The 22,493-nt window shown below is 70.7% G+C and carries 25 protein-coding genes and 1 tRNA gene; 14 read left to right on the top strand and 12 right to left on the bottom strand.

Features of this window, described 5'->3' with window-relative positions:
* From ACT53U_RS14385 to ACT53U_RS14375, 3 genes are all read right to left on the bottom strand, one after another.
* Positions 1–504 (bottom strand): hypothetical protein, encoded by a 504-nt coding sequence (locus tag ACT53U_RS14385; RefSeq protein ID WP_476156161.1) that lies wholly within the window; start codon positions 502–504, stop codon positions 1–3.
* A gap of 129 nt (positions 505–633) precedes the next feature.
* Positions 634–1,884, bottom strand: a complete 1,251-nt coding sequence (gene rlmN / locus ACT53U_RS14380) for a dual-specificity RNA methyltransferase RlmN (protein WP_476156159.1) — start codon at positions 1,882–1,884, stop codon at positions 634–636.
* A gap of 133 nt (positions 1,885–2,017) precedes the next feature.
* Complete coding sequence (locus ACT53U_RS14375; RefSeq protein ID WP_476156158.1) at positions 2,018–2,596, bottom strand: invasion associated locus B family protein; 579 nt, start codon at positions 2,594–2,596, stop codon at positions 2,018–2,020.
* Between the two features lie 272 nt (positions 2,597–2,868).
* Here ACT53U_RS14375 and ACT53U_RS14370 point away from each other — a divergent pair, with 272 nt between their 5' ends.
* Entirely contained in the window at positions 2,869–3,843 is a 975-nt protein-coding gene (locus ACT53U_RS14370; RefSeq protein ID WP_476156157.1) for an NADPH:quinone oxidoreductase family protein, read from the top strand.
* 4 nt (positions 3,844–3,847) lie between these two features.
* On the opposite strand, the gene ACT53U_RS14365 is transcribed toward ACT53U_RS14370, so the two are convergent.
* Positions 3,848–4,219: a YkvA family protein gene (locus tag ACT53U_RS14365; RefSeq protein ID WP_476156156.1), complete on the bottom strand. Its 372-nt coding sequence runs from the start codon at positions 4,217–4,219 to the stop codon at positions 3,848–3,850.
* A 298-nt stretch (positions 4,220–4,517) separates the two neighbouring features.
* On the opposite strand from ACT53U_RS14365, the gene ACT53U_RS14360 reads away from it, so the two are divergent.
* Both ACT53U_RS14360 and ppa read left to right on the top strand, forming a co-directional pair.
* Positions 4,518–4,904 (top strand): N-acetyltransferase family protein, encoded by a 387-nt coding sequence (locus ACT53U_RS14360; RefSeq protein WP_476156154.1) that lies wholly within the window; start codon positions 4,518–4,520, stop codon positions 4,902–4,904.
* A gap of 210 nt (positions 4,905–5,114) precedes the next feature.
* Entirely contained in the window at positions 5,115–5,654 is a 540-nt protein-coding gene (gene ppa / locus ACT53U_RS14355) for an inorganic diphosphatase (protein WP_476156153.1), read from the top strand.
* Between the two features lie 99 nt (positions 5,655–5,753).
* Here the strand turns inward: ppa and purH are convergent, their stop codons facing one another.
* The 3 genes from purH to ACT53U_RS14340 form a co-directional block, all read right to left on the bottom strand.
* A complete protein-coding gene (purH, locus tag ACT53U_RS14350; RefSeq protein ID WP_476156151.1) occupies positions 5,754–7,370 on the bottom strand; it encodes a bifunctional phosphoribosylaminoimidazolecarboxamide formyltransferase/IMP cyclohydrolase in 1,617 nt (538 codons plus the stop codon).
* A 188-nt stretch (positions 7,371–7,558) separates the two neighbouring features.
* Positions 7,559–9,244 (bottom strand): heparinase II/III family protein, encoded by a 1,686-nt coding sequence (locus tag ACT53U_RS14345; protein ID WP_476156149.1) that lies wholly within the window; start codon positions 9,242–9,244, stop codon positions 7,559–7,561.
* 154 nt (positions 9,245–9,398) lie between these two features.
* On the bottom strand, positions 9,399–10,862 hold the full coding sequence (locus tag ACT53U_RS14340) for an RsmB/NOP family class I SAM-dependent RNA methyltransferase (protein WP_476156147.1): 1,464 nt from the start codon (positions 10,860–10,862) through the stop codon (positions 9,399–9,401).
* A gap of 138 nt (positions 10,863–11,000) precedes the next feature.
* On the opposite strand from ACT53U_RS14340, the gene ACT53U_RS14335 reads away from it, so the two are divergent.
* Positions 11,001–11,264 (top strand): DUF1674 domain-containing protein, encoded by a 264-nt coding sequence (locus tag ACT53U_RS14335; RefSeq protein WP_476156145.1) that lies wholly within the window; start codon positions 11,001–11,003, stop codon positions 11,262–11,264.
* Positions 11,265–11,275: 11 nt separating this feature from the next.
* On the opposite strand, the gene folD is transcribed toward ACT53U_RS14335, so the two are convergent.
* From folD to ACT53U_RS14320, 3 genes are all read right to left on the bottom strand, one after another.
* Positions 11,276–12,202, bottom strand: a complete 927-nt coding sequence (gene folD, locus ACT53U_RS14330) for a bifunctional methylenetetrahydrofolate dehydrogenase/methenyltetrahydrofolate cyclohydrolase FolD (RefSeq protein ID WP_476133629.1) — start codon at positions 12,200–12,202, stop codon at positions 11,276–11,278.
* A 66-nt stretch (positions 12,203–12,268) separates the two neighbouring features.
* Complete coding sequence (locus ACT53U_RS14325; RefSeq protein ID WP_476156144.1) at positions 12,269–12,604, bottom strand: DUF167 family protein; 336 nt, start codon at positions 12,602–12,604, stop codon at positions 12,269–12,271.
* 2 nt (positions 12,605–12,606) lie between these two features.
* Positions 12,607–12,894 (bottom strand): YggT family protein, encoded by a 288-nt coding sequence (locus ACT53U_RS14320; protein ID WP_476156142.1) that lies wholly within the window; start codon positions 12,892–12,894, stop codon positions 12,607–12,609.
* Between the two features lie 269 nt (positions 12,895–13,163).
* On the opposite strand from ACT53U_RS14320, the gene ACT53U_RS14315 reads away from it, so the two are divergent.
* Positions 13,164–13,239, top strand: a tRNA-Ala gene (locus ACT53U_RS14315).
* A 73-nt stretch (positions 13,240–13,312) separates the two neighbouring features.
* Here ACT53U_RS14315 and ACT53U_RS14310 read toward each other — a convergent pair.
* On the bottom strand, positions 13,313–14,092 hold the full coding sequence (locus tag ACT53U_RS14310) for a thermonuclease family protein (RefSeq protein WP_476156140.1): 780 nt from the start codon (positions 14,090–14,092) through the stop codon (positions 13,313–13,315).
* Positions 14,093–14,260: 168 nt separating this feature from the next.
* Here ACT53U_RS14310 and ACT53U_RS14305 point away from each other — a divergent pair, with 168 nt between their 5' ends.
* Complete coding sequence (locus ACT53U_RS14305; protein WP_476156138.1) at positions 14,261–14,707, top strand: Rrf2 family transcriptional regulator; 447 nt, start codon at positions 14,261–14,263, stop codon at positions 14,705–14,707.
* Here ACT53U_RS14305 and ACT53U_RS14300 read toward each other — a convergent pair.
* Positions 14,670–15,101 carry an RrF2 family transcriptional regulator gene (locus tag ACT53U_RS14300; RefSeq protein ID WP_476156136.1) on the bottom strand — a complete coding sequence of 144 codons (432 nt, stop codon included), beginning with the start codon at positions 15,099–15,101 and terminating at the stop codon, positions 14,670–14,672. The genes ACT53U_RS14305 and ACT53U_RS14300 overlap by 38 nt on opposite strands.
* A 227-nt stretch (positions 15,102–15,328) precedes the next feature.
* Here ACT53U_RS14300 and ACT53U_RS14295 point away from each other — a divergent pair, with 227 nt between their 5' ends.
* From ACT53U_RS14295 to leuD, 8 genes are all read left to right on the top strand, one after another.
* Positions 15,329–16,198 carry a protein-L-isoaspartate O-methyltransferase family protein gene (locus ACT53U_RS14295; protein ID WP_476156134.1) on the top strand — a complete coding sequence of 290 codons (870 nt, stop codon included), beginning with the start codon at positions 15,329–15,331 and terminating at the stop codon, positions 16,196–16,198.
* Positions 16,195–18,816, top strand: a complete 2,622-nt coding sequence (locus ACT53U_RS14290; protein ID WP_476156132.1) for a hypothetical protein — start codon at positions 16,195–16,197, stop codon at positions 18,814–18,816. The genes ACT53U_RS14295 and ACT53U_RS14290 overlap by 4 nt, the downstream gene beginning before the upstream one ends.
* A 20-nt stretch (positions 18,817–18,836) precedes the next feature.
* Positions 18,837–19,802, top strand: a complete 966-nt coding sequence (locus ACT53U_RS14285; protein WP_476156131.1) for an alpha/beta hydrolase — start codon at positions 18,837–18,839, stop codon at positions 19,800–19,802.
* 85 nt (positions 19,803–19,887) lie between these two features.
* On the top strand, positions 19,888–20,217 hold the full coding sequence (locus ACT53U_RS14280) for a cytochrome c (protein ID WP_476156129.1): 330 nt from the start codon (positions 19,888–19,890) through the stop codon (positions 20,215–20,217).
* A gap of 65 nt (positions 20,218–20,282) precedes the next feature.
* The gene (locus tag ACT53U_RS14275) at positions 20,283–20,555 is read left to right on the top strand and encodes a hypothetical protein (RefSeq protein WP_476156128.1); all 273 of its coding nucleotides are present in this window, start codon (positions 20,283–20,285) and stop codon (positions 20,553–20,555) included.
* Between the two features lie 4 nt (positions 20,556–20,559).
* On the top strand, positions 20,560–21,282 hold the full coding sequence (locus ACT53U_RS14270; protein ID WP_476156126.1) for a ferredoxin: 723 nt from the start codon (positions 20,560–20,562) through the stop codon (positions 21,280–21,282).
* Positions 21,279–21,707, top strand: coding sequence for a metallopeptidase family protein (locus tag ACT53U_RS14265; protein WP_476156124.1), 429 nt, complete (start codon positions 21,279–21,281; stop codon positions 21,705–21,707). The genes ACT53U_RS14270 and ACT53U_RS14265 overlap by 4 nt, the downstream gene beginning before the upstream one ends.
* A 96-nt stretch (positions 21,708–21,803) precedes the next feature.
* Positions 21,804–22,409, top strand: coding sequence for a 3-isopropylmalate dehydratase small subunit (gene leuD, locus ACT53U_RS14260; RefSeq protein WP_476156122.1), 606 nt, complete (start codon positions 21,804–21,806; stop codon positions 22,407–22,409).
* Positions 22,410–22,493: the final 84 nt, after the last annotated feature.

The raw sequence follows: 22,493 nt of genomic DNA, 5'->3' as shown, positions 1-22,493 counted from the left end.
TCAGATGTCGGCCCAGGGGTCGCGGACGGGCGGCGGCGGTGCGGAGCGGACGGCGACGATCCAACCGACCGAACCGGCCAGTGCGCCGGCCAGCGCGTCGAGGCCGAGGAGGCCGAGGGCGGGCGCGGGTGCGTCGAAGGGGACGGTGACGAGAAGCTGGGCAATCACCGCGATCACCGCGCCGGCGAGGATCCAGGCGAGGCGCGAGCGCGTCGCCCGACCTTCGGCGACGACGAAGAAGGCGGTGGCGAAGGGGGCGGCGGCGATCAGCGCGACGACCGAGGTCATGATCGGCACGACGACGAGGCTCGACCAGCCGAAGCGGCGGACGATGCCGGAGAAGCCGGAGGTCAGGCTCTCCTCGATCACCAGACCGAAGGTGCGCAGCAGCGCGCCGACCACGACCGCCACGACATAGGCCGTGACGATGCGGCCGATCCGCCCGGAGGCGACGCGGTCGGCATCGAAGGTGAGATCGTCGTAGCGCCGGAGGGGGTCGGGCATGGGAGACCACCGGTTGGGAGTTCCCGCGCAGGCGCATCGAGGACCGACCCGGCGCGGGCGAGTCGGCCCGGTCCATGGTGCGTCGCGGCGCCGGCCAGTGTCCAGTGGTGCCGGCCGGCCGCCGAGACGTCAGTCCTCGTCGTCGCCGCCCGAGGCCATCATCGCCTCGAGCGCCAGACGCTCGGCGACCTTGAGGCGTTCGGAGGCCGACTTCAGCTGACCGCAGGCGGCGAGGATGTCGCGGCCGCGCGGGGTGCGGATCGGGCTCGCGTAACCCGCCCGATTGACGATCTCGGCGAAGGTCTCGATCGCATCCCAGTCGGGGCATTCGTAGGCCGAGCCGGGCCAGGCGTTGAAGGGAATCAGGTTGATCTTGGCAGGGATGCCGCGCAGCAGGCGGACGAGCTCGCGCGCATCGGCCGGGCTGTCGTTGACGCCCTTCAGCATGACGTATTCGAAGGTGATGCGGCGGGCGTTGGAGAGGCCCGGATAGTCGCGGCAGGCCTGGAGCAGCTCGGCGATCGGGTACTTCTTGTTGATCGGCACCAGAACGTCGCGCAGGTCGTCGCGCACGGCGTGGAGCGAGATCGCCAGCATGACGCCGGTCTCGGCGCCGATCTTGGGGATCGCCGGTACGACGCCGGAGGTCGACAGCGTGATGCGGCGCTTGGAGAGCGAGAGACCGTCGCCGTCGGCGAAGATCAGCATGGCGTCGCGCACCGCCTCGTAGTTCATCAGCGGCTCGCCCATGCCCATCATCACGATGTTGGTGACGAGGCGGCCCTCCGAGGGCAGCTGGCCGGCGGCCTTCTCGGCGGCAGGGAAGTCGCCGAGGCGCTCGCGGGCGACCACCACCTGGGCGACGATCTCTTCCGCCGTCAGGTTGCGCACCATGACCTGGGTGCCGGTGTGGCAGAAGGAACAGGTGAGCGAGCAGCCGACCTGCGACGAGACGCAGAGCGTGCCGCGGCCCTCTTCCGGAATGTAGACGGTCTCGACCTCGACCGGGCGGCCGGCGCCGCGCGGCGGGAAACGGAACAGCCACTTGCGGGTGCCGTCGACCGAGATCTGCTCGGCGACGAGTTCGGGACGGCCGACGACGTAGCGCTCGGCGAGCGTCGCGCGCAGGTCCTTGGAGACGTTGGTCATCGCCGCGAAGTCGGCGGCGCCGCGCAGGTAGATCCAGTGCCAGAGCTGGTTCACCCGCATGCGGATCTTCGCCTCCTCGACGCCGACGGCGCGCAGCGCGTCGGCGAGGCGGTCGCGGGTCAGGCCGAGGAGCGAGGGCTTGGCGTCGGCGGTGGCGACGGCCTGCGGTCGCTTGACGATGGCGTCGAGCACGTCGTCGGTCGGCATCGCGGCCGTGGCGGGGCGCGTCATGGGGGTCTGTCCTCGATGGTCGGGTCTGCGGCGTCGCGCGACGCGAAAGGCGGACGGGTCACCCCATCCGCCTGAAACATCGTCCATCCATAGCCGAAAACCGCGCCGCGAGGAAGCCCGCGGCGCGTTCGCGTCACTTGCATTCCTTGGCGGCGCCGTCGAGCGCGGCGGAGATGCCGGAGAGCGAAAAGACGTAGGACGTCGGGTTGCCGCGGCCGGAGGTGGCGGCGATCGACAGTTTCGAGCCCTTCTTGAGGGCGTCGAGGAAGGCGCCGACCTCGTTGTCGTGCTCGAGCCAGGCGCCGTCGGCCTTGGTGAACATGGCGAACTTCTTGCCGTCGATGTCGGCGGCTGCCTTGGAGCCTTCCTTCATCGGATAGCCGACCTGCAGGCTCGGCTCGTTGCGCACGCCTTCGGCGGGCCGCGTCGAAATGAAGAAGAAGACGTCGCCGTGATTGAGCGAGGGCGGTTCCATCTTGGTCGGCTTCGACAGGGCGAAGCAGACCTTGCCCTTGGCGGTGCCGGCGGTGAAGGCGCGCCAGTCCTTGGCCTCGACGATCAGCAGCGGCGAGGCCGGCGCGGCGGGGGCCGCCGCCGCGGGCTTGGCGGGGGTGGCGGGCTTGGCGGCGGCGGGCTTGCTCTCGGCCAGGGCGGCACTCGTGCCGGCCACCAGAATCGCTGCCATGGATGCGGCGGCGAGGGCGATCTTCATCTCGTCGTACTCCGTCTCGCGGTCAGACGCGCGGCCGCCTTCGCGGGCGACCCTCGGTTCCTTCAGAAACCACGCGCATGGTTACCAGAAGGTTGCCGGGTCGTGCGGCAGACGGTCTCGACGGGGGAGCCCGTCGGTGCGTGGCCTCTGTCTGACGAGACGAAGGGGCGAAATTCGGGCGAGGCGGCCGGCTTCGACCAAGGGACGGGCTGACGCGGCCGGCCGGCTTCCCCATCTTCGGCGTCCGAGAACGAAAAACGCGAGGAAATGCCATGAAGGCGATCGTCTGCCGTGCCCACGGGCCGGCGTCCCAGCTGACGTTCGAAGACCTGCCCGATCCGGTCGCCGGCCCCGGCGAGGTGGTCGTGGCGATGCGGGCCTGCGCCCTCAACTTCTTCGACACGCTGATCATCCGCGATCGCTACCAGTTCAAGCCGGAACTCCCCTTCTCGCCGGGCGGCGAGATCGCCGGGGTGGTCGAGAGCCTCGGAGAGGGCGTCTCGGGTGTCGCCGTCGGCGACCGGGTGCTCGCCTACGTCAAATGGGGCGGGGCGCGCGAGAAGGTGGTGGTGAAGGCCGCCGATCTGGTGGCTCTTCCCGAGAGCCTCGACTTCGTCACGGCGGCGACGCTGTCGGTGACCTACGGCACGGCGGTGCACGGGCTCGTCGACCGCGGCAGGCTCCGCGCCGGCGAGACCGTCGCCATCCTCGGCGCCTCGGGCGGGGCGGGGCAGGCGGCGATCGAAGTCGCCAAGGCGGTCGGCGCGCGGGTGATCGCCTGTGCGAGCGGCGCCGAGAAGCTCGCCTTCTGCCGGTCGATCGGCGCCGACGAAGTGGTCGACTACGACGCCGAGGACCTGAAGGTTCGGCTGAAGGAGCTTTCCGGCGGGCGCGGCGTCGACGTCGTCTACGACGCGGTCGGCGATCGCTATGCCGAACCGGCGGTGCGGGCGACGGGTTGGCGCGGGCGCTATCTCGTCGTCGGCTTCGCCGCCGGCGAGATCCCGAAGATCCCGCTCAACCTGCTGCTGCTCAAGGGATGCGACCTCGTCGGCGTGTTCTGGGGAGACCACATCGAGCGCGAGGGGGACGCCTTCCGCGCCGAGATGGCGCAAATCGTCGCCTGGGCGGCGGAGGGGCGGGTGAAGCCGCACATCCACGCCGTCCGCCCGCTCGCCGAGACCGCGGCGGCGATCGAGGAGATCGCCGCGCGACGGGTCAAGGGCAAGATCGTCGTGACGGCGTGAGGGGTCACCCCTCCCGCAGCGTCTCTTTGGCCTTTTCGCGATGATCGTCGCGGATGTGGCGGCCGACGATGGCGATTGCCGCGGCGAGGACGCCGACGTCGTCGGTCCAGCCGACGATCGGGATCACGTCGGGGATGAGGTCGGCGGGCGCGATGAAATAGGCGAGTGCGGCGAGCAGCGTCCAGCGCACCGAACGCGGCGTCTCGGGATCGAGGGCGCAGTGCCAGGCCGCCACCACGTCCTCGGCGAAGGGGATGGCGCGGGCGGCGCGCTTCAGCGTGTCCCTGAAGCCCGAGCGCACCCGCTCCTCGCGGGTCTCCTCCGGGCCTAGGATCTCGGGGTCGTTCCAGACGCGACGATATTCGGACGCTGCCATCGAGGACCTCCCGCGAGCGGTCGAGGCGACCGCCGAACGGATCGAGAGATCGGGAGGCGGGAAGCCGGTTTCAAGGGGCGGGGGGAGACGGCGAAGAATTTCTTCGCTCATCCGTGAAAATCCGCATGAGCCCCCCTTTGCGGACCCGAAAACCCGCGCTACGCTTCCTTTCATGAAACTCGGTCAGATCGGTATCAGACGCGCGGAGGTCGCGGACGCCGGTCGCATCGCCGACGTTCACGACGCGGCGTGGCGACAGGCATATCGCGGTATCATTCCGGGCACGGAGCTGGAGCGCATGATCGCGCGTCGCGGACCCACGTGGTGGAAACGCGCGCTCGAACGGCACACGGCGATCCTCGTCCTCGAGGTCGGCGGCCGCATCGCCGGCTACGCCACGCTCGGACACAACCGCATGCGGATGCTGCCGCACGCCGGCGAGATCTACGAGCTCTACATCGATCCCGAACACCAGGGCCTCGGCTTCGGCCGGTCGCTGTTCGCCGCCGCCAAGGCGGAGCTGCGGCGCTACGGGCTGGCGAGCTTCGCCGTCCGGGTGCTGGCCGAGAACACGCCCGCGCTGGGTTTCTGGGAGCGGATGGGCGGCAAGGTGGCGGCGGAGACCGGCGAACGGCTCGGCGAGACGACGCTCGCCGTCGAGGTCTTCGGTTTCGATCCCGAGTGATCGTCCCCTTTCACGACACGGTCGAATGGCTGGACGTCGTCCGAACGGCGACGTTTCGCCGCGGCGCATGATCGGGTATGAGATGCCCCGAACACGGTCGCGTCGCGACCGGGACTTCGTCCGTACCTTCGGCGCGGACGGCCGGGTGGTCGAGGGGCTCCCCGGCGGCACGCGAGACCGGGCGGGTCGACCGCCCTTCGGGAGACAACCATGCGTATCGACGCCATCGCCATCGGCAAGAACCCGCCGGACGACATCAACGTGATCATCGAGGTGCCGATCGGCGGCGAGCCGATCAAGTACGAGCTCGACAAGGCCTCGGGCGCGCTGGTCGTCGACCGCTTCCTCTACACCTCGATGCGCTACCCGGGTAACTACGGCTTCGTGCCGCACACCCTGTCGGACGACGGCGACCCCATCGACGTGGTGGTGATGAACTCTCGCGCCATCGCGCCGGGCGCCATCATGTCCTGCCGTCCGGTCGGCGTGTTCTTCATGGAAGACGAGAGCGGCGGCGACGAGAAGATCATCGCCGTGCCGGTTTCCAAGCTGACGCCGCGCTACGACCACGTGCAGAACTACACCGACCTGCCGAAGATCGCGATCGATCAGGTCCAGCACTTCTTCGAGCACTACAAGGACCTCGAGCCCGGCAAGTGGGTCAAGGTGGTGCGCTGGGGCGATGCGACCGAGGCCAAGAAGCTGATCGTCGAGGCGATGGATCGCTACAAGGCCGACAAGGCCAAGTGATCCCTCGGGATGGAATGCGAAAGGGCGGCCGCGAGGCCGCCCTTTTTCGTTTCATGCCGGTCCGGACGATCGGCCCCGCGCGAGGCGGGGCCGGAGGCGTCAGTGGCGGAAGTGGCGCATGCCGGTCGTGACCATGGCGATGCCGGCCTTGTCGGCGGCCTCGAAGACCTCGTTGTCGCGCATCGAGCCGCCCGGCTGGACGACGGCGGTGGCGCCGGCCTCGATCACCACTTCGAGCCCGTCGGCGAAGGGGAAGAAGGCGTCGGACGCGGCAACCGAACCCTTGGTCAGCGGCTCGCTCTCGCCCGCCGCGGCAGCCGCATCGGCGGCCTTGCGGGCGGCGATGCGGGCGCTGTCGACGCGGCTCATCTGGCCGGCGCCGATGCCGACGGTGGCGAGACCCTTGACGTAGACGATGGCGTTCGACTTGACGTGCTTGCAGACGCGGAAGGCGAAGGCGAGGTCGGCGAGCTCGGCCTCGGAGGGCGCGCGCTTGGTGACCGTCTTCAGCTCGAGGCCGTCGACGGTGCCGTTGTCGCGGGACTGGACGAGGACGCCGCCGGCGACCGTCTTGGCGGTGATGCCCTCGGCCGCGGCCTTGGGCAGACCGCCGGCGATGAGCAGGCGCAGGTTCTTCTTGGTGGCGACGATCGCCTTCGCCTCGTCGGTGGCGTCGGGGGCGATGATGACCTCGGTGAAGATCTTCACGATCTCCTCGGCCGCCGCCGCGTCGAGCGTCTGGTTGAAGGCGATGATGCCGCCGAAGGCGGAGACCGGGTCGCAGCGCAGCGCCTTGAGATAGGCTTCCTTCAGCGACGCACCCTCGGCCACGCCGCAGGGGTTGGCGTGCTTGATGATGGCGCAGGCGGCGGTGCGGGCCGGGTCGAACTCGGCGACCAGCTCGTAGGCGGCGTCGGTGTCGTTGATGTTGTTGTAGGAGAGCTGCTTGCCCTGGACCTGCACGGCGGTGGCGACGCCCGGACGGACCTCGGCCGACTTGTAGAAGGCGGCCTTCTGGTGCGGGTTCTCGCCGTAGCGCATCACCTCGGTCAGCGTGCCGCCGACGGCGCGGTACTTCGGCGCGTCCTCGCCGATCGCCGCGGCGATCCAGTTGGAGATGGCGGCGTCGTAGGTGGCGGTGCGGCCGAAGGCCTCGAGGGCGAGCGACTTGCGCAGGTCCAGCGTGGTGGCGCCGTCGTTGGCCTCGAGCGCGGCGAGCACGTCGCCGTAGCGCGCCGGGTCGACGACGACCGCGACATAGGCGTGGTTCTTGGCCGAGGCGCGGATCATCGCCGGGCCACCGATGTCGATGTTCTCGATCGCGGTCGCCCAGTCGGCACCCTTCGCCACCGTCGCCTCGAAGGGATAGAGGTTGACGACCAGCAGATCGATGCCGCCGATGCCGTGGGCCTCCATGGCGGCGACGTGCTCGGGGTCGTTGCGGACGGCGAGGAGACCGCCGTGGACCTTCGGGTGCAGCGTCTTGACGCGACCGTCCATGATCTCCGGGAAGCCCGTCACCTCGGACACGTCCTTCACCGGAAGCCCGGCATCGGCGAGCGCCTTGCAGGTGCCGCCGGTCGACAACAGCTCGACGCCGTGGGCGGCGAGCGCGCGGGCGAAGTCGATCAGCCCGGTCTTGTCGGAGACGGACAGCAGCGCGCGCTTCAGAGGAACGCGGTCGGGCGGGGTGATGTTCTTGACGGTGATCGACATGGGGCGCTCTGGCCTTTCGCGGAGCCGGTCGAAAACGGATCCGCGAGGCGCGGAACGGTTGCTCGTGCCGTTCGGCTCGTGTCGTCGTCGGGATCCGGAAGTCTGCGAGCGGGCGGATAGCACGAATCGCGTCCGCCGCAAACCCGACGTCCGGCGAAAGCGCCGCTTTTCCGCCATGCGCACGCCGATCAGCGGCGCGGCACCAGCGAGCGGGTGGCGTGGACGAGGCTCCAGGCGAGCTCGCGCGGGCCGCCGGCCTCCACCGTCAGGGTGATCTGCTCGGCGCGGCGCAGCCCGTGGGAATCGGCCAGATGCACCGAAGGCTCGATCTGTGGCACGACGTCGAGGCAGGCGAAGATCCAGGCCTCGCCGTTGGGGGCGGAGAGTTGGATGCCGACCTCGGTCGCCTCGGCGCGGACGGACGGGTGGAGATGGAAGCGCACGACATAGCCGACGTCGGCGGGCGTACGGCCCTCCGCCGGCAGGATGCGGTCGTGGCCGTCGACGTGGTCGCCGTCGGCGGAGAGCACGATGCGGCGCTCGTGCAGGATGCCGTAGGCGGCGGCATAGCCGTCGTGGGTGGCGGTGACGGCGACGTCGCTGCCCTCCTCGCCGCGTGGGGTCTCCTGTCGATCGACGGTCACCGCGTGCGGGCCGGGCACCAGTACCGGGCCGAGCAGACGGGCGAGCGCGCCCTTGTCGCGGATGCGGCCGGAGGAATGATCGTCGACCACCAGCGACGAATGGGCCGCGGTGGTGCGGGCGAGCCCCCGCCAGTCGCCGATCGGGCGGAAGGGGGCGCCGCAGTTGACGACGAAGCGGGAGTGGCCGGACGACATCTCGAAGGCGAGCGTGCCGGCATGGGCGTCGCGGGCGATCTCGACGGGGGGCGGTGTGCCGCAGTCCATGACGAGGACGGTGCCGTTCGCCTCCAGCCGCTGGTAGCCCGAATGGGACGCATTGCCGTGCGGTCGGCTCTGGGCATCGTCATAGGCGAAGACGGTGGCGATGACGCCGGTCGAGGTCGACGAGGCGCCGTTGAACAGCGCCAGCGTGCCGTCGTCGTGACGGAAGAAGCGGACCATCGGCATCATTCGGTCGATCGACGACGTCAGCGCCTGCGACACCGGGAAGGAGCGCGCCACCAGCACCTGACGGATCGGCAGGAGATCGACCAGGACCTCGACCACCGAATTGGGATTGCGGTCGACGTGGCCGCCGTCGGGCAGGATCTGGCGGCCGAGTTCCTCGTCGAGCCGGCGCGACAGCGGTCGGACCCAACGACGGAAGCTCTCCACCGTGACGACGCAGGCGAGCAGCGCCAGCATCACCTTGAGCCGCGGCAGACCGGCCGGCTCCTCGCCGCGGTGGATGCGCAACTGACGGAAGTGGCGGGTGATGCCGGCGAGGAAGCGGTGGTAGAAGCCGGGGTCGGCGTCGGTCAGGATCATCGGCGCCTGGGTCAGCCAGGCGAGCAGGCGACGGGCGGCGATCTCCTGGTCCCAGGCGACGGCGGGGAGCTGCGACTTGCGCAGCCAGTCGTCGACCAGGGCGCGGGCGTTGGCGCGCGACAGCGGCGTCTCGGCGGCGCGCAGGTGGCGCATCCAGCCGAAGCCGTGCAGCGCGCGCTCCCATTCGGCGCTCGGCGGCGGCACGTCGAAGGGCGAATGACCGCGGCATTCGACGATCTGGCCGGCGAAGACGAAGATGCCGGCGTAGATGTCGTCGGCCATGGTCGGATCGGCGGTGCGCAGATCCTGCGGCGCGATGGTCAGGCGGTCGGCGGCGGGCTCGACATAGGTGCGGGCGGCGCGGATCGCCCGGATCGCCGGCGCGAGGAGGCGACGGGCGACCAGACGGCCGACCAGACGCATTTCCGCGATTCGTCCCGCACCCGCCCGAGCCATCGACCTCACCACGGCACGACCACCCGGCGCGTCACGCGGCCGGGCACCTCGCCCCATGATCCAAGGCACTTCATCTGGGTTAACGGCGCGTTAAGCCGGCTCTGGAATTTCGCTGCGATCATCAGGCCTTTCGGCGCAGGCGCGCGGCGAAGAAGCCGTCGAGACCGGCGAGCCGCGGGTCGTCGTTGGGCAGAAGATCGGGCCGGGTGCGCAGGTCGCCCTCCGCCGTGATCGCCGCCTCGAGCCCGCCGATCTCCTCGGCGCGCACGGGGATGCGCTCGAAGTCGGGGTGGCCGTCGAGGAAGGCGGCGATGCGGTCTTCTCCTTCCGCCTTCTGCAGCGAACAGGTGCACCAGACGAGGAGGCCGCCGGGCTTGACCCAGCCCGCCGCCCGTTCGATCAGGCGGCCCTGGAGTTCCACCAGTTCCTCCACCGTGCCGGCCTTCTTGAGGCGGCCGACGTCGGGATTGCGGCGCAGCGTGCCGGTCGCCGAGCAGGGGGCGTCGAGCAGGATGGCGTCGAAGGGCGCATCGGGCGTCCACTGCTCGAGGTCGGCGGCGCGGGTCGTGACGTCGCCGAGGCGCAGGCGGGCGACGTTCTGCTTCAGCCGCTCGAGGCGGTGGGGCGAGAGGTCGACGGCGGTGACATGGGCGCCGCGGGCGGCGAGCTGGGCGGTCTTGCCGCCCGGCGCGGCGCAGAGGTCGGCGACCGAGAGGCCGGCGACGTCGCCGAGCAGGCGCGCCGGCAGGGCGGCGGCGGCGTCCTGCACCCACCATTCGCCTTCGGTGAAGCCGTCGAGTTTGTCGACCGGTCCGTGCGGCACGAAGCGGACACTGCCGGTCGGCAGGACGATGCCGCCGAGGCGGGTCGCCCAGCCTTGCGGGTCGGACTTCACGGTCAGATCGAGCGCCGGTTCGATCATGTGGGCGGCGCCGAAGGCGCGGGCCGTCTCTTCGCCCCAGGTCTCGCACCACGCCCGCCACAGCCACAGCGGCGTGACGAGGCGGGTGGCGTCCTGATCGGCGAGGATGGTCTCGCGCTCGCGGGCGAGGTTGCGCAGCACGCCGTTGACCATCGCCTTCCACGGCCGGATGCGTTGGTCGCGATCGGCGAGCGTGGTGGCGATCGACACGGCGGCGTGGTCTGGCACCTCCATGAAGAGGAGCTGTGCCGCGCCGACCCTGAGGATCTGGCGGGCGCGCGCCGCCTTCGACGGCAGCGGGCGGGTGAGCAGGCGCTTCAGCGCGTCGTCGACGAGGCCGAGGCGGCGCAGCGTCGTCGAGACGATGGCGCGGCAGAGCGCCCGGTCGGCGGGCGGCATGTTCGTCCAGGCCGGGATGGTCGAGCGGTGGTCGAGCACCTGATCGAGCGGCCTACCCTCGTCGAGCGTCGCCGACAGGATTTCGACCGCCTGGGCGCGGGCGGCGACGCCGGGTTCCTCGCGACGGGTGGGCGCGGCGGTCTCCCTCGCCTCTCCCTTCGCGGCGTCGCGCGGCCGACCCTTCGGGCCGGGGCGGCCGCGATGCGGCGAGGAGGGCTTGCCGCCGGGGCGGCGGGGGGCGCGCGGGCGTCCGTCTTCGGTCATGCGGGGCTCGGATCTCGTCGGTTCGGCGGCGCGTGGGGGCGGCCGGAGGCATGTCTGGGGTGTGGGGCGTGGTTCGACGCCGGTCGGAGCCCATGCTATCACTCCGATCGCAGCCGGGATCAAGGAGCCGAGGCGATGATGGGCGCGGAAGACCAGCCGAAGAGCGAAGCGACGAGCGTGGGCGAGGCGCCTGCGGCGGAGACCGCACCGGCGCGTCCGCGTTTCGAGGATCTTCCGCCCGCCGCCCAGCGGGCGCTGCGCGAGGCGGAGGAACGCCGCCGTCTCGCCGACGAGGCGGCCGCTGCCGCCGCCCCCGCGCCGAAGGAACTGCGCGGCCGCGACGGGCCGGAGCCGGTGCGCTACGGCGACTGGGAACTCAAGGGCATCGCCAGCGACTTCTGAGACGGGACGGCTCACCTTCCGAACAGCCGTTTGTCGAGTTCGGCGAAGAACGCCGGCGGCGTCAGGCCGCGCCGCCGATGGGCGGCGATCAGCGTGTTGGCGAGCAGGGTGGCGACCGTCATCAGGCCGACGCCGCCGGGCACCGGCGTGATGGCGCCGGCCACCTCCTTCGCCGTGTCGAAGTCGACGTCGCCGACCAGACGGGTCTTGCCTTCGCCCTTCTCGGGGGCGGGGATGCGATTGATGCCGACGTCGATCACGGTCGCGCCGGGCTTCACCCAGTCGCCGGGGATCATCCGCGGGCGTCCAACCGCAGCGACGAGGATGTCGGCACGCCGGCAGACCTCGGCGAGGTCGCGGGTCTTGGAATGGGCGATGGTGACGGTGCAGTTCGCCATCAGCAGCAGTTGGGCCATCGGCCGACCGACCAGCTCGGAGCGGCCGACCACCACCGCGTCGAGGCCGGCGAGCGGCCGACCGACCCAGTCGAGCATCATCATCGAGCCGTAGGGCGTGCAGGGCACCAGCCCGGGTCGACCGGCGGCGAGGCGGCCGGCGTTGACCTCGGTGAGACCGTCGACGTCCTTCAGCGGATCGATCGCCGCGATCACCCGGCCGGCGTCGATGTGGCGGGGTACCGGCAGCTGCACCAGGATGCCGTCGACCGAGTCGTCGCGACCGAGGGCCTCGACCAGCGCGATCAGGTCGCTCTCCGACGTGTCGGCGGGCAGGCGATGCTCGAAGGAACGCATGCCGACTTCGACCGTCTGCTTGGCCTTGGAGGCGACATAGACGGTGGAGGCGGGATCTTCGCCGACCAGCACCACGGCGAGACCGGGAGCGGCGCCCTGGGCGGCGGCGAAGCGGGACACTTCTTCGGCGACGGTCTTGCGCAGGGCCTCGGCGCGGGCCTTGCCGTCGATGATGGTTGCGGTCATGGAAAATCCCCCGTCGCTGCCGGCCGCGGGCGGCCGTCGGTTTGGCGATGGTCGCGTGGGCTCGCGTCAGCGCGCCGGTCGGGTCGCCAGCGCGGCCAGGGCCGCGGCGAGCGTCGGACCGTCGCCCTCGACGTGAAGCACCTTCACCCGGCTGGTGTGGCCGGACACGACGTCCACCTTCGATCGGGCGACACCAAGGCATTCGGCGACGAGGCGTGTCAATGCCGTATTCGCCGCACCGTCGGCGGGAAGCGCCCGGACGTGGGCGATCATCACCTCGTTGCCGTCGGCGAGCATCTCCAGCGCCCCGAGTGCGTCGCGGGAGGCGCGCGGCGTCAACCGCACCCTGAGGCGCACACCGTCGGCGCGCGCCTCGATCGCCGCGGCGGGGGCGGTCGTCATGATCAGCGAATCAGCATGCGCAGGTACTGGCGCACCAGGAAGATGGCGAGGAAGACGACGAGCGGCGACAGATCGAGGCCGCCGAGGTTCGGCAGGAAGCGGCGGACGGGCGCCAGCACCGGCTCGGTCATGCGGTAGAGCGCGTCGCCGATGGCGGCGACCGCGCGGTTTCGCGAGTTGACCACGCCGAACTGATAGAGCCACGAGAAGACGATCGCGGCGATCAGCACCCAGCCGTAGAGGTCGAGCACGAGATCGAGGACGAGGATGATGGGCGTGACCAGAGCCATTGCGCGTTTCCCGTTTCAACGAGCCTCTGATGTAGCGACGGGGGGGCGACTTGCCAAGACGTCCCGCGGTTTCGCGACGACGGAGCCGCGTCGCGCGACCCCGCCGCGCCGCTCGGCCGGCCGGTGCGGCGCCTGTGGCGGCCGGCACAGGCGGGGTCGCGGACGGGACGGCGCGCGCGGGTCGCGAGGAGTGCTTGACAGTCTCGGGCGGGTGCCGTAAACGGCCGGCATCCGACGCGGGGTCCCCCATGACCCCGCCCGAGACGGTCGGGGCTGTAGCTCAGATGGGAGAGCGCTGCAATCGCACTGCAGAGGTCAGGGGTTCGATTCCCCTCAGCTCCACCAACTGTCCCGACAAGCCGCTGGTCTCAGCGGCTTTTTTGTTGCCCGGACGGACTCCGGATCCGCGCTCCGAAGGTCACTCGCTCTGCCCGAAGACGGCCGGGTCGTAGGGTGTGGCGGCGATGTCTTCGCTCGCGCGGTCGCGGGTCGGTGGGGCGTGATCGCCGGACCAGACGCCGCGGCGGGCGGTGCGGGCTTCTTCGAGGGCGGCGCGGCCCCAGTCGCCGCGGTCGGGGGCGGGGAAGGCCTGGCCCATCCGGATCATCCGTTCGGCGAGATCCTCGCCGTCGACCCGGCAGTCGGCGACGACGACCGGGCCGGGCGCGGTCGCGAAGCGGCGCAGGCAGGCGACCGATCGGTTGGCGAGATAGTTCTGCAGGGCGGCGCGGCCGGCGAGGCCGCAGGCGATCTTGGCGCCGCCGGCGCCGTTGCAGACCTCGCCGCGGCCGACCGGCCAGACGCCGTCGAGGCGGACGCGAATGCCGCGCGCGTCGAAGACCGTCGAATCGACCGCCATGTAGGGCGGCTCCAGCCGGATCTGCGCGGCGAAGCCGTCGGTCGCCACGCCGACGGGGGCGAGCGGGTCGAGCGGATCGGCGCGGAAGGCGGAGAGCCTGCGGGTGGCGGTCTGGCGCTCGACCGAGGCGACGGCGGCACGTGGGGGCTCGCGGGTGGCGGCAGGCGGAGTGGCGGGCGTCTCGCGGACCGGGTTCGCGGGGCCGCCGCGGGTCGCCAGGATCAGCGGCACGGCGACGGCGACCGCCACGAGACCGACGGCGATGCCGGCCAGCGGCAGCCGGCGACGGGGCGTCTCGGGACGGATGGCCGGGCGGGCGGCCTCGGGACCGGTCGGCATCACGGGGGTCGTTCCGGCGCGTCGAGGAAAGGGAGCGTGCCTTGATAGCACGACCCGCCGTCGTTGAAATCCGCCCGAGACTCCGATCGCGGCAGGGATCGTTTGTCGGGCGCGGCGCGGCGGACTATAGGTCTTGATGCGGTGCTCAGGCCGCCGACGGACGAGACGATGCAGACCAACGCCTGTACCAGCGGTGCCCTGCGCATCCTCGCCGCCTGCGCACGCGGCGCCGGCGAGCCCCTGACCATGCCCGAGATGGCGAGCCGGCTCGGCATGACCGAGGCGCTGGTGGTCAAGGCCTGTCACCGGCTGATGCGGGCGGGCTATCTCGTCGGGTCGCGCGGACGGGGCGGTGGCTATCGCCTCGGCCGGCCGGCCGAGGACGTGACCGTGCTCGAGGTGGTGTCGCTGTTCGAGGACAAGTCGGAGCTCTTCCCCTGCGGCCTCAGCCCGGACGGCGCCTGCCGGGTCGCCCGCGTCTGCCGCCTGCGCGAGATCTGCGCGACGGCGTGGAGTGCCTGGGAGGGACGGCTGGCGGCCGCCACCATCGCCTCGATCGTCGCCGGCGAGGGCGTCGTCACGCCGCCGCCGGCCCGAGCCCCAGCAGAAGCCTGAGGTCGCCGTCGTCGGCGATCACGTCGCCGATGGTGTGATCGTCGAGCACGGCGAGGAAGGCGGCGTTGGCGTCGTCGAAGATCGCATTGAGCCGACGCTCGTCGTCGTCGCTCGCCTCGGCGGCCTGGCCGGCGCCGAAGCTCTCCTGCGTCAGGCGGACGATCTCGCCGATGGTGATCGCCTCCGCCGGTCGGGCGAGGCGGAAGCCGCCGCCGCGGCCGCGGACGTTGACGAGATAGCCCCACTGTCCGAGCTGGTGGACGCATTTCACCAGATGGGTGCGCGAGATGCCGTGGGCTTCGGCGACGTCCTGAACGCGTACCAGATTCGGCGCCTCGAGGGCGGCGAACATCAGGGTGCGAAGGGCGTAGTTGGTGTAGGCGGTCAGGCGCATCGGGGTCTCGGCTCGATTTCGCGCGAAGCTACACCGCGCGGACGCATCGCGCCATCGCCGTGGCGGGCCGCGACCGGTGCGTCGTGATGCAAGGACACCACAGCCACGCGAACTCGTTACCGCAGCGTCAGCGGCCGATTGACGGGTTTCGAGCCGGTCAACATCCTGAGGAATGTTTCGCGATCGTGCCGGTCTTCCGCGCGATTCGCCGATCGGGAGGGGATCGGATGGACCGTCGTTCGTTGCTCGCCGGTGCCGCGGCCTTCGCCGCGACCGCCTCGTTGCCGTCTTACGCCCGCGCCGACGTGCCCAAGCCCTACGACTGGAACGTCACGCCGCCGATCGGCGACGAGAAGAGCTTCGTCCAGTGGATGGTCGCCAACCGCGGCGAGGACCCGAAGTATCTCGCCGAGCGCTTCCAGCGGTTCCAGACGATGATCGCCAACCGCGATCTCTGGGAGACCCGCAACAAGCGCGCGTTCCTGATGACGCCGCGCGAGGAATTCGTGCTGCCGGCGAACCTCGCTCGCGCCTACGAGCACGCCTTCCTCGACATCGGCTGGGGCGTCACCATCTCCGGCCCGTTCCTGGTCGGGCGCATGACCTCGACGATCGATCCGAAGATGGGCGAGAAGGTGCTCGAGATCGGTACCGGCTCGGGCTATCAGTCGGCCTATCTCGCCAATCTGACCGACAAGGTCTTCTCGATCGAGATCATCAGGCCGCTCGCCGAACGCACCCGCTCGATCTACGACAAGCTGATCGCCCGCGGCTATTCCGAGTTTTCCGCCATCAAGTCGAAGAACGCCGACGGCTACTACGGCTGGGAAGAGGAGGGGCCCTTCGACAAGATCGTCGTGACCTGCGGCATCGACCACATTCCCCCGCCGCTCCTCCAGCAGCTGAAGCCGGGCGGCATCATGGTCATTCCGGTCGGCCCGCCGGGCGCCCAGCGCGTGCTGAAGGTGACCAAGGAGGTCGCCGCCGACGGCACGGTCACGGTGCAGCGCTCGGACATCTACAACGGCAAGATCGTGCCCTTCGTGCCCTTCACCAAGCTCGAGGGCGAGGCCATCCAGGGCACGCACAACAAATGACGAGCTTCGACGAGCGCCGACACTGGAGCCTCTTTCTCGCGGTCGGCCTCGTCGCGGGCGCGGTGATCGCGCTGCAGATCGGCATCATGCGGATCTTCTCGGTGGGGAGCTGGGCGCATTTCGGCTCCTTCGTCGTGTCGCTCGCCATGCTCGGCTTCGGCCTGACCAGCGCGGTGATGAGCGTCGCCACCGGCTGGTTCGACCGGCACTGGCGCGGCGTCTCGACCGCCGCGCTGCTCGCCTTCGGACCGCTGACGGTCGCCTCGAATCTGGCGGCGCAGCAGGTGCCGTTCAACGCCATCTTCATGCTGTCGGACCCGATGCAGAAGTGGCGGCTCGCCGCCAATTTCGGGCTCTATCTGCTGCCGTTCCTGGCGGGTGCCGCCTTCCTCGGCGTGGTGTTCCAGCAGGCGCGGACGTCGTTCAACCGCTTCTACTTCGCCGATCTCGCGGGCTCGGGCCTCTGCGGTCTCGTGTTCCTCGCCGCGATGTGGGTCTTTCCGCCGGAGGATCTCGTCACGGTGCCGCTGATCCTGTGGGCGGCGGGGTCGCTCGCGTGGTTCCTCGCGCTCGGGCTCAGGCGCGAGGCGTGGGCGCTGCTCGCGCTGGCGATCGTCGCGACGGCGGGGCACCACGTGCTGCCGCAGGCGGCGGGGCTGACCAGGCTCGCGACCTCGGACTACAAGGGCGTCGCCTATGCCCGCAAGTTCCCGGACGCCAAACGGGTGCTCGAGCGCGACTCGCCCTTCGGCCGGGTCGAAGTCTACGCGAGCTCGTACCTGCACTTCGCGCCCGGCCTCTCGGACAATGCCGCCTTCAACCTGCCGGAGATGCCGGCCAACGCCTATCTCGGCCTCTATGTCGACGGCGAGGGGCCGAGCGGCGTGATCGGGCGGCTGCCGGAGAAGCAGACCGCCTATTTCCGCTACCTGCCGATGGTCTATCCCTATCTGCTCGCCGAGCGGCCGAAGACCTTCGTCACCCAGTTCGGCGGCGGCATTTCGACGGCGGTGGCGCTGGCGTCGGGCTCGTCGACGGTGACGGTGGCGGAGGGCAATCCGACCATTCTCGACGCCTTCCTCAACGATCCGGTGCTCCGGACCTTCACCGGCGACGTACTGCGCGATCCGCGCGTCGAGGTGATCGACCGCGAGGGCCGGCTGTTCCTCGGCCATACCGACCGCCGCTTCGACGTGATCGACCTCAGCCTCGCCGACAGCGCCGGTCTCTCCAGCCCCGGCGGCTTCTCGATCGTCGAGAAGTTCTCCTACACCCGCGAGGCCTTCGCCGCGGCGATGCGGGCGCTGGAGCCGGGCGGCATCTTCTCGGTCACGCTGTGGAACAAGGAGGAGCCGCCGAAGTCGGTCTTGAAGCTCTACGCGACGCTGGCGCTGGCGGCGGGCGACGTCGAGCCGGCGAGCCGGGCGACGAGCTTCTACGCGGTCTCGACCTATCTCTCGACCACCACGGTGCTGTGGCGGCGCGGCGGCTTCTCGGCCGCCGACGTCGCGAAGCTCCGGGCGCATTCCAAGGCCATGTCCTTCGACGAGGTGGCGGCGCCCGATCTCGTCGTCGACACCGCCGAGCTGCCGAAGCTCCTTTCCGACTACCGCGCCCAGATCTTCGGCGACGGCAAGCCGGCGGCCGACGCCCCGCCCGGCGCCGATGCGGCCGGTGGACCGGATGGCGGGCCGGAGGACGGGGCGGGCGCGATGCCGTCGACGCGGCTGGCGCGTTTCGCCTGGAACGCGCTGCTCAACGGTGGCTGGGACGAGATCGCCCGCGACTGGGTGTTCGACGCCCGCCCGTTGACCAACGACCGGGCCTATTTCGCGGCTTACGTGAAGCCGGCCGATCTCGGCCGCGTCACCGACCGGCTGGAGATCCTGCAGGACGAATGGGGCTATCTGCTCTTGTGGGCGACGCTGGCGGTCGCCTGCGTCGCGGCGGCGGTGCTGGTCGCCTTTCCCGTGGTCTTCGGCTGGCGGACGATCTTCTCGGCCTATCCCGGCAAGGGGCTGACCATCTTGTTCTTCGCCTGCCTCGGGCTCGGTTACATCACCGTCGAGGTCGGGCTCATCGCCAACTTCGTGCTGGCGCTGTCGAACGCCACCGTCTCGGCCTCGGTGCTGATCACCGGCATGCTGGTCTTCTCCGGCCTCGGCAGCCTCGTCTCCGAACGCATCCAGGCGCGGGCAAGGCAGATGCTGCCGCCGATCCTCGCGGCGATAGGGGCGATCCTGATCGTCTACGGCCTGGCGCTCGATCGCGTGCTCGATCTGATCGGCGGCTGGTCCTATGCGGCGCGGCTGGTCTTCTCCTTCGTCCTGATCTTCCCGCCGGCCTTCCTGATGGGCTTCCCGATGGCGACGGCGATGGGCTGGCTCGCTCGCCTCGGCAAGGAGCCGATGTTCCTCTGGGCCTGGGGCATAAACGGCTGTTTCTCGGTCATCGGCGCGGCGATCGTGCCGATCGTGGCGACGAGCTTCGGCCTCGGCGCGGTGCTGTACATCGCCGGCGCGGCCTATCTCGTGGCGGTCCCGGCCTTCTTCGCGGTGCTGAGGCCGGTCGCGAGCGACGATGCGGCATCCCGTCGAATGGTCGGCGCCCACGGTTGAGGCAATCCTCGGAGGCGGTCATGGCCGATGCCTCGCAGCCCTTCTCGCCCGACCGTCGCCGGCTCCTCGCCGGCGCGGCGGCGACGCTTCTCGCGGTGGGCCGTCCGGCGCGGGCCGAGGGACGGGCGACGACGGCGATCGTGCCCTTCGAGACCGCGGCCTTTCCCTACGACGGCGAGATCCCCGACCGCGGCGGACCGTTCCTCGACGTCCTCCGCGACGGCCGGCGCGGGCATACCTCGCCGCGCGGCGGGGTCTATTTCGAAGCCCCGACCTATGCCTCGCGCGACGTGCTGATCGCCGCCCCCACCGGCCTCGATCCGGCGCGACCGCTCGCCCTCGTCGTGTTCTTCCACGGCAACCGGGCGCGGCTCGACCGCGACGTGATCGGCCGCCAGGGCGTGGTGCGCCAGCTCGCGGCCTCGGGGCTGAACGCCGTGCTGGTCGCGCCGCAGATGGCGGTCGACGCGCTCGACAGCAGCGCCGGGCGGTTCTGGACGCGCGGCCACTTCGCCCGCTTCCTCGCCGAGGCGGCGACGAAGGCGGGTGCGGCGCTCGGGCGGCCGGAGCTCGAGGCGGCGCTCGGGCGGGCGCCGGTCTTCGTCGTCGCCTATTCCGGCGGCTATCTGCCGACCGCCTTCGCGCTCGAGCGCGGCGGGGCGGGCGAGCGCATCGGCGGGGTGATCCTGCTCGACGGGATCTATGCCGAGGAGGGGCGGTTCGCCGACTGGATCGGCCGGCGGGGACGTGCCTTCTTCTTTTCCGCCCATTCGCCGTCGACGCGGGCGGCGAACGCGACGTTGCGGGGCATTCTGGCGGCGCGCGGCGTGGCCGTCGCGGACGGGTTGCCGAAGGCGTTCGCGCCGGGCGAGGTACGGTTCCTGGCGACACCGGCAAACGTCGTCCACGACGACTTCCTGACGCGCGCCTGGGTCGCCGATCCGCTGGCGGCGGTGTTGTCGCGCATTCCGGGCTTCCCGCGGTAGCGGCGGATGCGCAGAACCCCGCGCTGGTGGATCGACCGCGGCGCGCCTAGATTCGATCCAGGGACGGCAACGGCGGGAGGACATCATGGCCCACGGCGGTTCGACCCTTCTTCTCGCAGGCGCGACGCTCCTCCTCCTCGCCGCACCCGCGCTCGCCGACGGTTCGCCGGAGCGCGGCGCGGTGCTGGCGAAACGCTGGTGCGCGGCCTGTCACGTGGTCTCGGCCGACCAGACGACGGCTTCGGCCGATGCGCCGAGCTTCGCGGCGCTCGGTGCCTCCGGACGGATGACGCCGGAGGTCCTCGCCGACTATCTGGCGATGCCCGGCACGGTGCACGGGCGGATGCCCGACTTCCAGCTCGGCCGCGGCGACATCGCCGACCTCGTCGCCCACGCCAAGGCGCAGGCGCGCTGAAGACCGATGCCGCGCCCTTGCGGAAGGCGCGCGCGATCCCCATTCTCGCCCTCTCGGAGGGCGCGATGAACCGACGCGATGAGATCGAAGCGGAACGGCGGCGCGAGGCCGAGGCGGCGTTGGCCGGCGTGACCCGTGACGGCGAGGTGATCGGCACGTCCGGCGCCGCCCGCGTGCTGCGCGAGACCGCCGAGAAGGTCGGCGGCCATTTCGCCGGCGCCGATGCCGCCTCCGACGACGCGGTCGAGATCTGGGGCAGGCGCATCGGCCGCGCTCTGGCGCTCGTCGTGGCGATCGGCCTCGTCGTCCATCTCCTCACCACCTATGTCCTGCGCTGATGCCATGAGCGAGCTCCGCGACGATCCGATCGACGAGAGGGCCCGCGAGCGCGCCGAGGCCGCCGTGCGCGCTGGCGGCCTCGCGCCACGCGGCGTCGTGGTCTTCGGCGAGGCGGACGAGGCACCCTTCCTCGCCGACGGTCGGCCGGCGCGATCGGCGCTGCTGGTCGGCTGGCGCGGGCGCGAGGGCTGGGCCGCTTTCGCCACCTCGCCGGAGCGGACGGACGGGCTTCCCCACCCGCTCGACCGCTGGTCGGAACGGGTGATCGGCGGGATCGCGGACGATCTCGGCGCCGCGGCGATCTTCCCCCATCGCGGCCCGCCGTGGTGGCCCTTCCAGCGTTGGGCGATGCGGTCGGAAGGGCTCGCCCGATCGCCGACCGGCATGCTGATCGATACGACGCTCGGCCTCTGGCACGCCTTCCGCGGCGCGCTCCTCTTCGACCGGGTCGTCGGTCGCGAGGCCGCCCCGCAGGCCTCGCCCTGCGAGACCTGCCGGACGCGTTCCTGCCTCGTCGCCTGCCCGGCGGATGCCTTCACCGGCGAGGCCTACGACGTCGGGCGCTGCCGTGGCTTTCTCGAGAGCCATGCCGGCGGGCTCTGCCGCACCGACGGCTGTCGGGCGCGCGACGCCTGCCCGGTCGGCCGCGCCCATCGCTATGCACCCGATCAGATCCGCTTCCTCATGAGCGCCTTCCGCGCCTCGCTCCCGGAGACCTTCTCTTGACCACGCCCGCCGCGATCCTCGACTGGACCCATGTGACGGCCCCCGATCTCGATGCCTTCGAGGCGCTGGCGCATCAGACCTACGCCGCGCTGCCGGAAGAGTTCCGTCGGCTGACCGGCGAGGTGATCATCGCCATCGCCGAGTTTCCCGAAGACGACGTGCTGGAGGAGATGGAGCTCGAGAGCCCGTTCGATCTCCTCGGCCTGTTCCAGGGCATCGGCCTGCCGCAGGGCGGGGCGGTGGCCGAGACCGGGCGCCTGCCCAACCGGATCTGGCTCTATCGCCGGCCGATCCTCGACTGGTGGGCCGAACACGACGAGAGCCTGGGGACGATCGTCTCCCATGTGCTGATCCACGAGATCGGCCATCACTTCGGCTTCTCCGACGACGACATGGAGGCGATCGAGGCTCTGGTCGCCGACTGAGGCGGCGCCGAGAGATCGCCGTCCGATGCCCTTCGGGGCTTTGACGGCCCGTGAAAACGCGCTAGAAGCCGGTCAACGGATTTCGGAGGTCTTCCCATGGACAAGTTCACGACGCTGACCGGCGTTGCCGCGCCGCTGCCGATCGTCAACATCGACACGGACATGATCATCCCCAAGCAGTTCCTGAAGACGATCGAACGCACGGGCCTCGCCCGCGGTCTCTTCTTCGAGCTGCGGTTCAACGAGGACGGTTCGGAGAAGCCGGACTTCGTTCTGAACAAGGACAGCTGGCGCAAGGCGCAGATCATCGTCGCCGGCGACAACTTCGGCTGCGGTTCGAGCCGCGAACACGCGCCGTGGGCGCTGCTCGACTACGGTATCCGCTGCGTGATCTCGACGTCCTTCGCCGACATCTTCTACAACAACTGCTTCAAGAACGGCATTCTGCCGATCCGCGTGTCGCAGGCCGACCTCGACAAGCTGATGGACGACGCCAACCGCGGCGCCAACGCCACGCTGACGGTCGATCTCGAGGCGCAGGAGATCCGCGGTCCCGACGGCGGCGTCGTGACCTTCGACATCGACCCGTTCCGCAAGCACTGCCTGCTCGAGGGTCTCGACGACATCGGCCTGACGATGCAGAAGGGCGCGGCGATCGAGGCCTACGAGGCGAAGACCGCCTCGGCGCGCCCCTGGGCTTGATTTCGGCTTCACCGCCGCAGAAGATCGAGAAGGGACGGCCATGGCCGTCCCTTCGACTTTCTGGACACGACTTCCGCGAAAGGA

Source organism: Pinisolibacter sp. DMC19, from assembly GCF_056313985.1.
This window is presented reverse-complemented; position numbering and strand designations above follow the sequence as displayed.

Excerpts from the sequence above, each read along its gene's own strand:
- ACT53U_RS14385 (WP_476156161.1), bottom strand. The coding sequence starts at position 504 with ATGCCCGACCCCCTCCGGCGCTACGACGATCTCACCTTCGATGCCGAC.
- rlmN (WP_476156159.1), bottom strand. The coding sequence starts at position 1,884 with ATGACGCGCCCCGCCACGGCCGCGATGCCGACCGACGACGTGCTCGAC.
- ACT53U_RS14375 (WP_476156158.1), bottom strand. The coding sequence starts at position 2,596 with ATGAAGATCGCCCTCGCCGCCGCATCCATGGCAGCGATTCTGGTGGCC.
- ACT53U_RS14370 (WP_476156157.1), top strand. The coding sequence starts at position 2,869 with ATGAAGGCGATCGTCTGCCGTGCCCACGGGCCGGCGTCCCAGCTGACG.
- ACT53U_RS14365 (WP_476156156.1), bottom strand. The coding sequence starts at position 4,219 with ATGGCAGCGTCCGAATATCGTCGCGTCTGGAACGACCCCGAGATCCTA.
- ACT53U_RS14360 (WP_476156154.1), top strand. The coding sequence starts at position 4,518 with ATGATCGCGCGTCGCGGACCCACGTGGTGGAAACGCGCGCTCGAACGG.
- ppa (WP_476156153.1), top strand. The coding sequence starts at position 5,115 with ATGCGTATCGACGCCATCGCCATCGGCAAGAACCCGCCGGACGACATC.
- purH (WP_476156151.1), bottom strand. The coding sequence starts at position 7,370 with ATGTCGATCACCGTCAAGAACATCACCCCGCCCGACCGCGTTCCTCTG.
- ACT53U_RS14345 (WP_476156149.1), bottom strand. The coding sequence starts at position 9,244 with ATGCGTCTGGTCGGCCGTCTGGTCGCCCGTCGCCTCCTCGCGCCGGCG.
- ACT53U_RS14340 (WP_476156147.1), bottom strand. The coding sequence starts at position 10,862 with ATGACCGAAGACGGACGCCCGCGCGCCCCCCGCCGCCCCGGCGGCAAG.
- ACT53U_RS14335 (WP_476156145.1), top strand. The coding sequence starts at position 11,001 with ATGGGCGCGGAAGACCAGCCGAAGAGCGAAGCGACGAGCGTGGGCGAG.
- folD (WP_476133629.1), bottom strand. The coding sequence starts at position 12,202 with ATGACCGCAACCATCATCGACGGCAAGGCCCGCGCCGAGGCCCTGCGC.
- ACT53U_RS14325 (WP_476156144.1), bottom strand. The coding sequence starts at position 12,604 with ATGACGACCGCCCCCGCCGCGGCGATCGAGGCGCGCGCCGACGGTGTG.
- ACT53U_RS14320 (WP_476156142.1), bottom strand. The coding sequence starts at position 12,894 with ATGGCTCTGGTCACGCCCATCATCCTCGTCCTCGATCTCGTGCTCGAC.
- ACT53U_RS14310 (WP_476156140.1), bottom strand. The coding sequence starts at position 14,092 with ATGCCGACCGGTCCCGAGGCCGCCCGCCCGGCCATCCGTCCCGAGACG.
- ACT53U_RS14305 (WP_476156138.1), top strand. The coding sequence starts at position 14,261 with ATGCAGACCAACGCCTGTACCAGCGGTGCCCTGCGCATCCTCGCCGCC.
- ACT53U_RS14300 (WP_476156136.1), bottom strand. The coding sequence starts at position 15,101 with ATGCGCCTGACCGCCTACACCAACTACGCCCTTCGCACCCTGATGTTC.
- ACT53U_RS14295 (WP_476156134.1), top strand. The coding sequence starts at position 15,329 with ATGGACCGTCGTTCGTTGCTCGCCGGTGCCGCGGCCTTCGCCGCGACC.
- ACT53U_RS14290 (WP_476156132.1), top strand. The coding sequence starts at position 16,195 with ATGACGAGCTTCGACGAGCGCCGACACTGGAGCCTCTTTCTCGCGGTC.
- ACT53U_RS14285 (WP_476156131.1), top strand. The coding sequence starts at position 18,837 with ATGGCCGATGCCTCGCAGCCCTTCTCGCCCGACCGTCGCCGGCTCCTC.
- ACT53U_RS14280 (WP_476156129.1), top strand. The coding sequence starts at position 19,888 with ATGGCCCACGGCGGTTCGACCCTTCTTCTCGCAGGCGCGACGCTCCTC.
- ACT53U_RS14275 (WP_476156128.1), top strand. The coding sequence starts at position 20,283 with ATGAACCGACGCGATGAGATCGAAGCGGAACGGCGGCGCGAGGCCGAG.
- ACT53U_RS14270 (WP_476156126.1), top strand. The coding sequence starts at position 20,560 with ATGAGCGAGCTCCGCGACGATCCGATCGACGAGAGGGCCCGCGAGCGC.
- leuD (WP_476156122.1), top strand. The coding sequence starts at position 21,804 with ATGGACAAGTTCACGACGCTGACCGGCGTTGCCGCGCCGCTGCCGATC.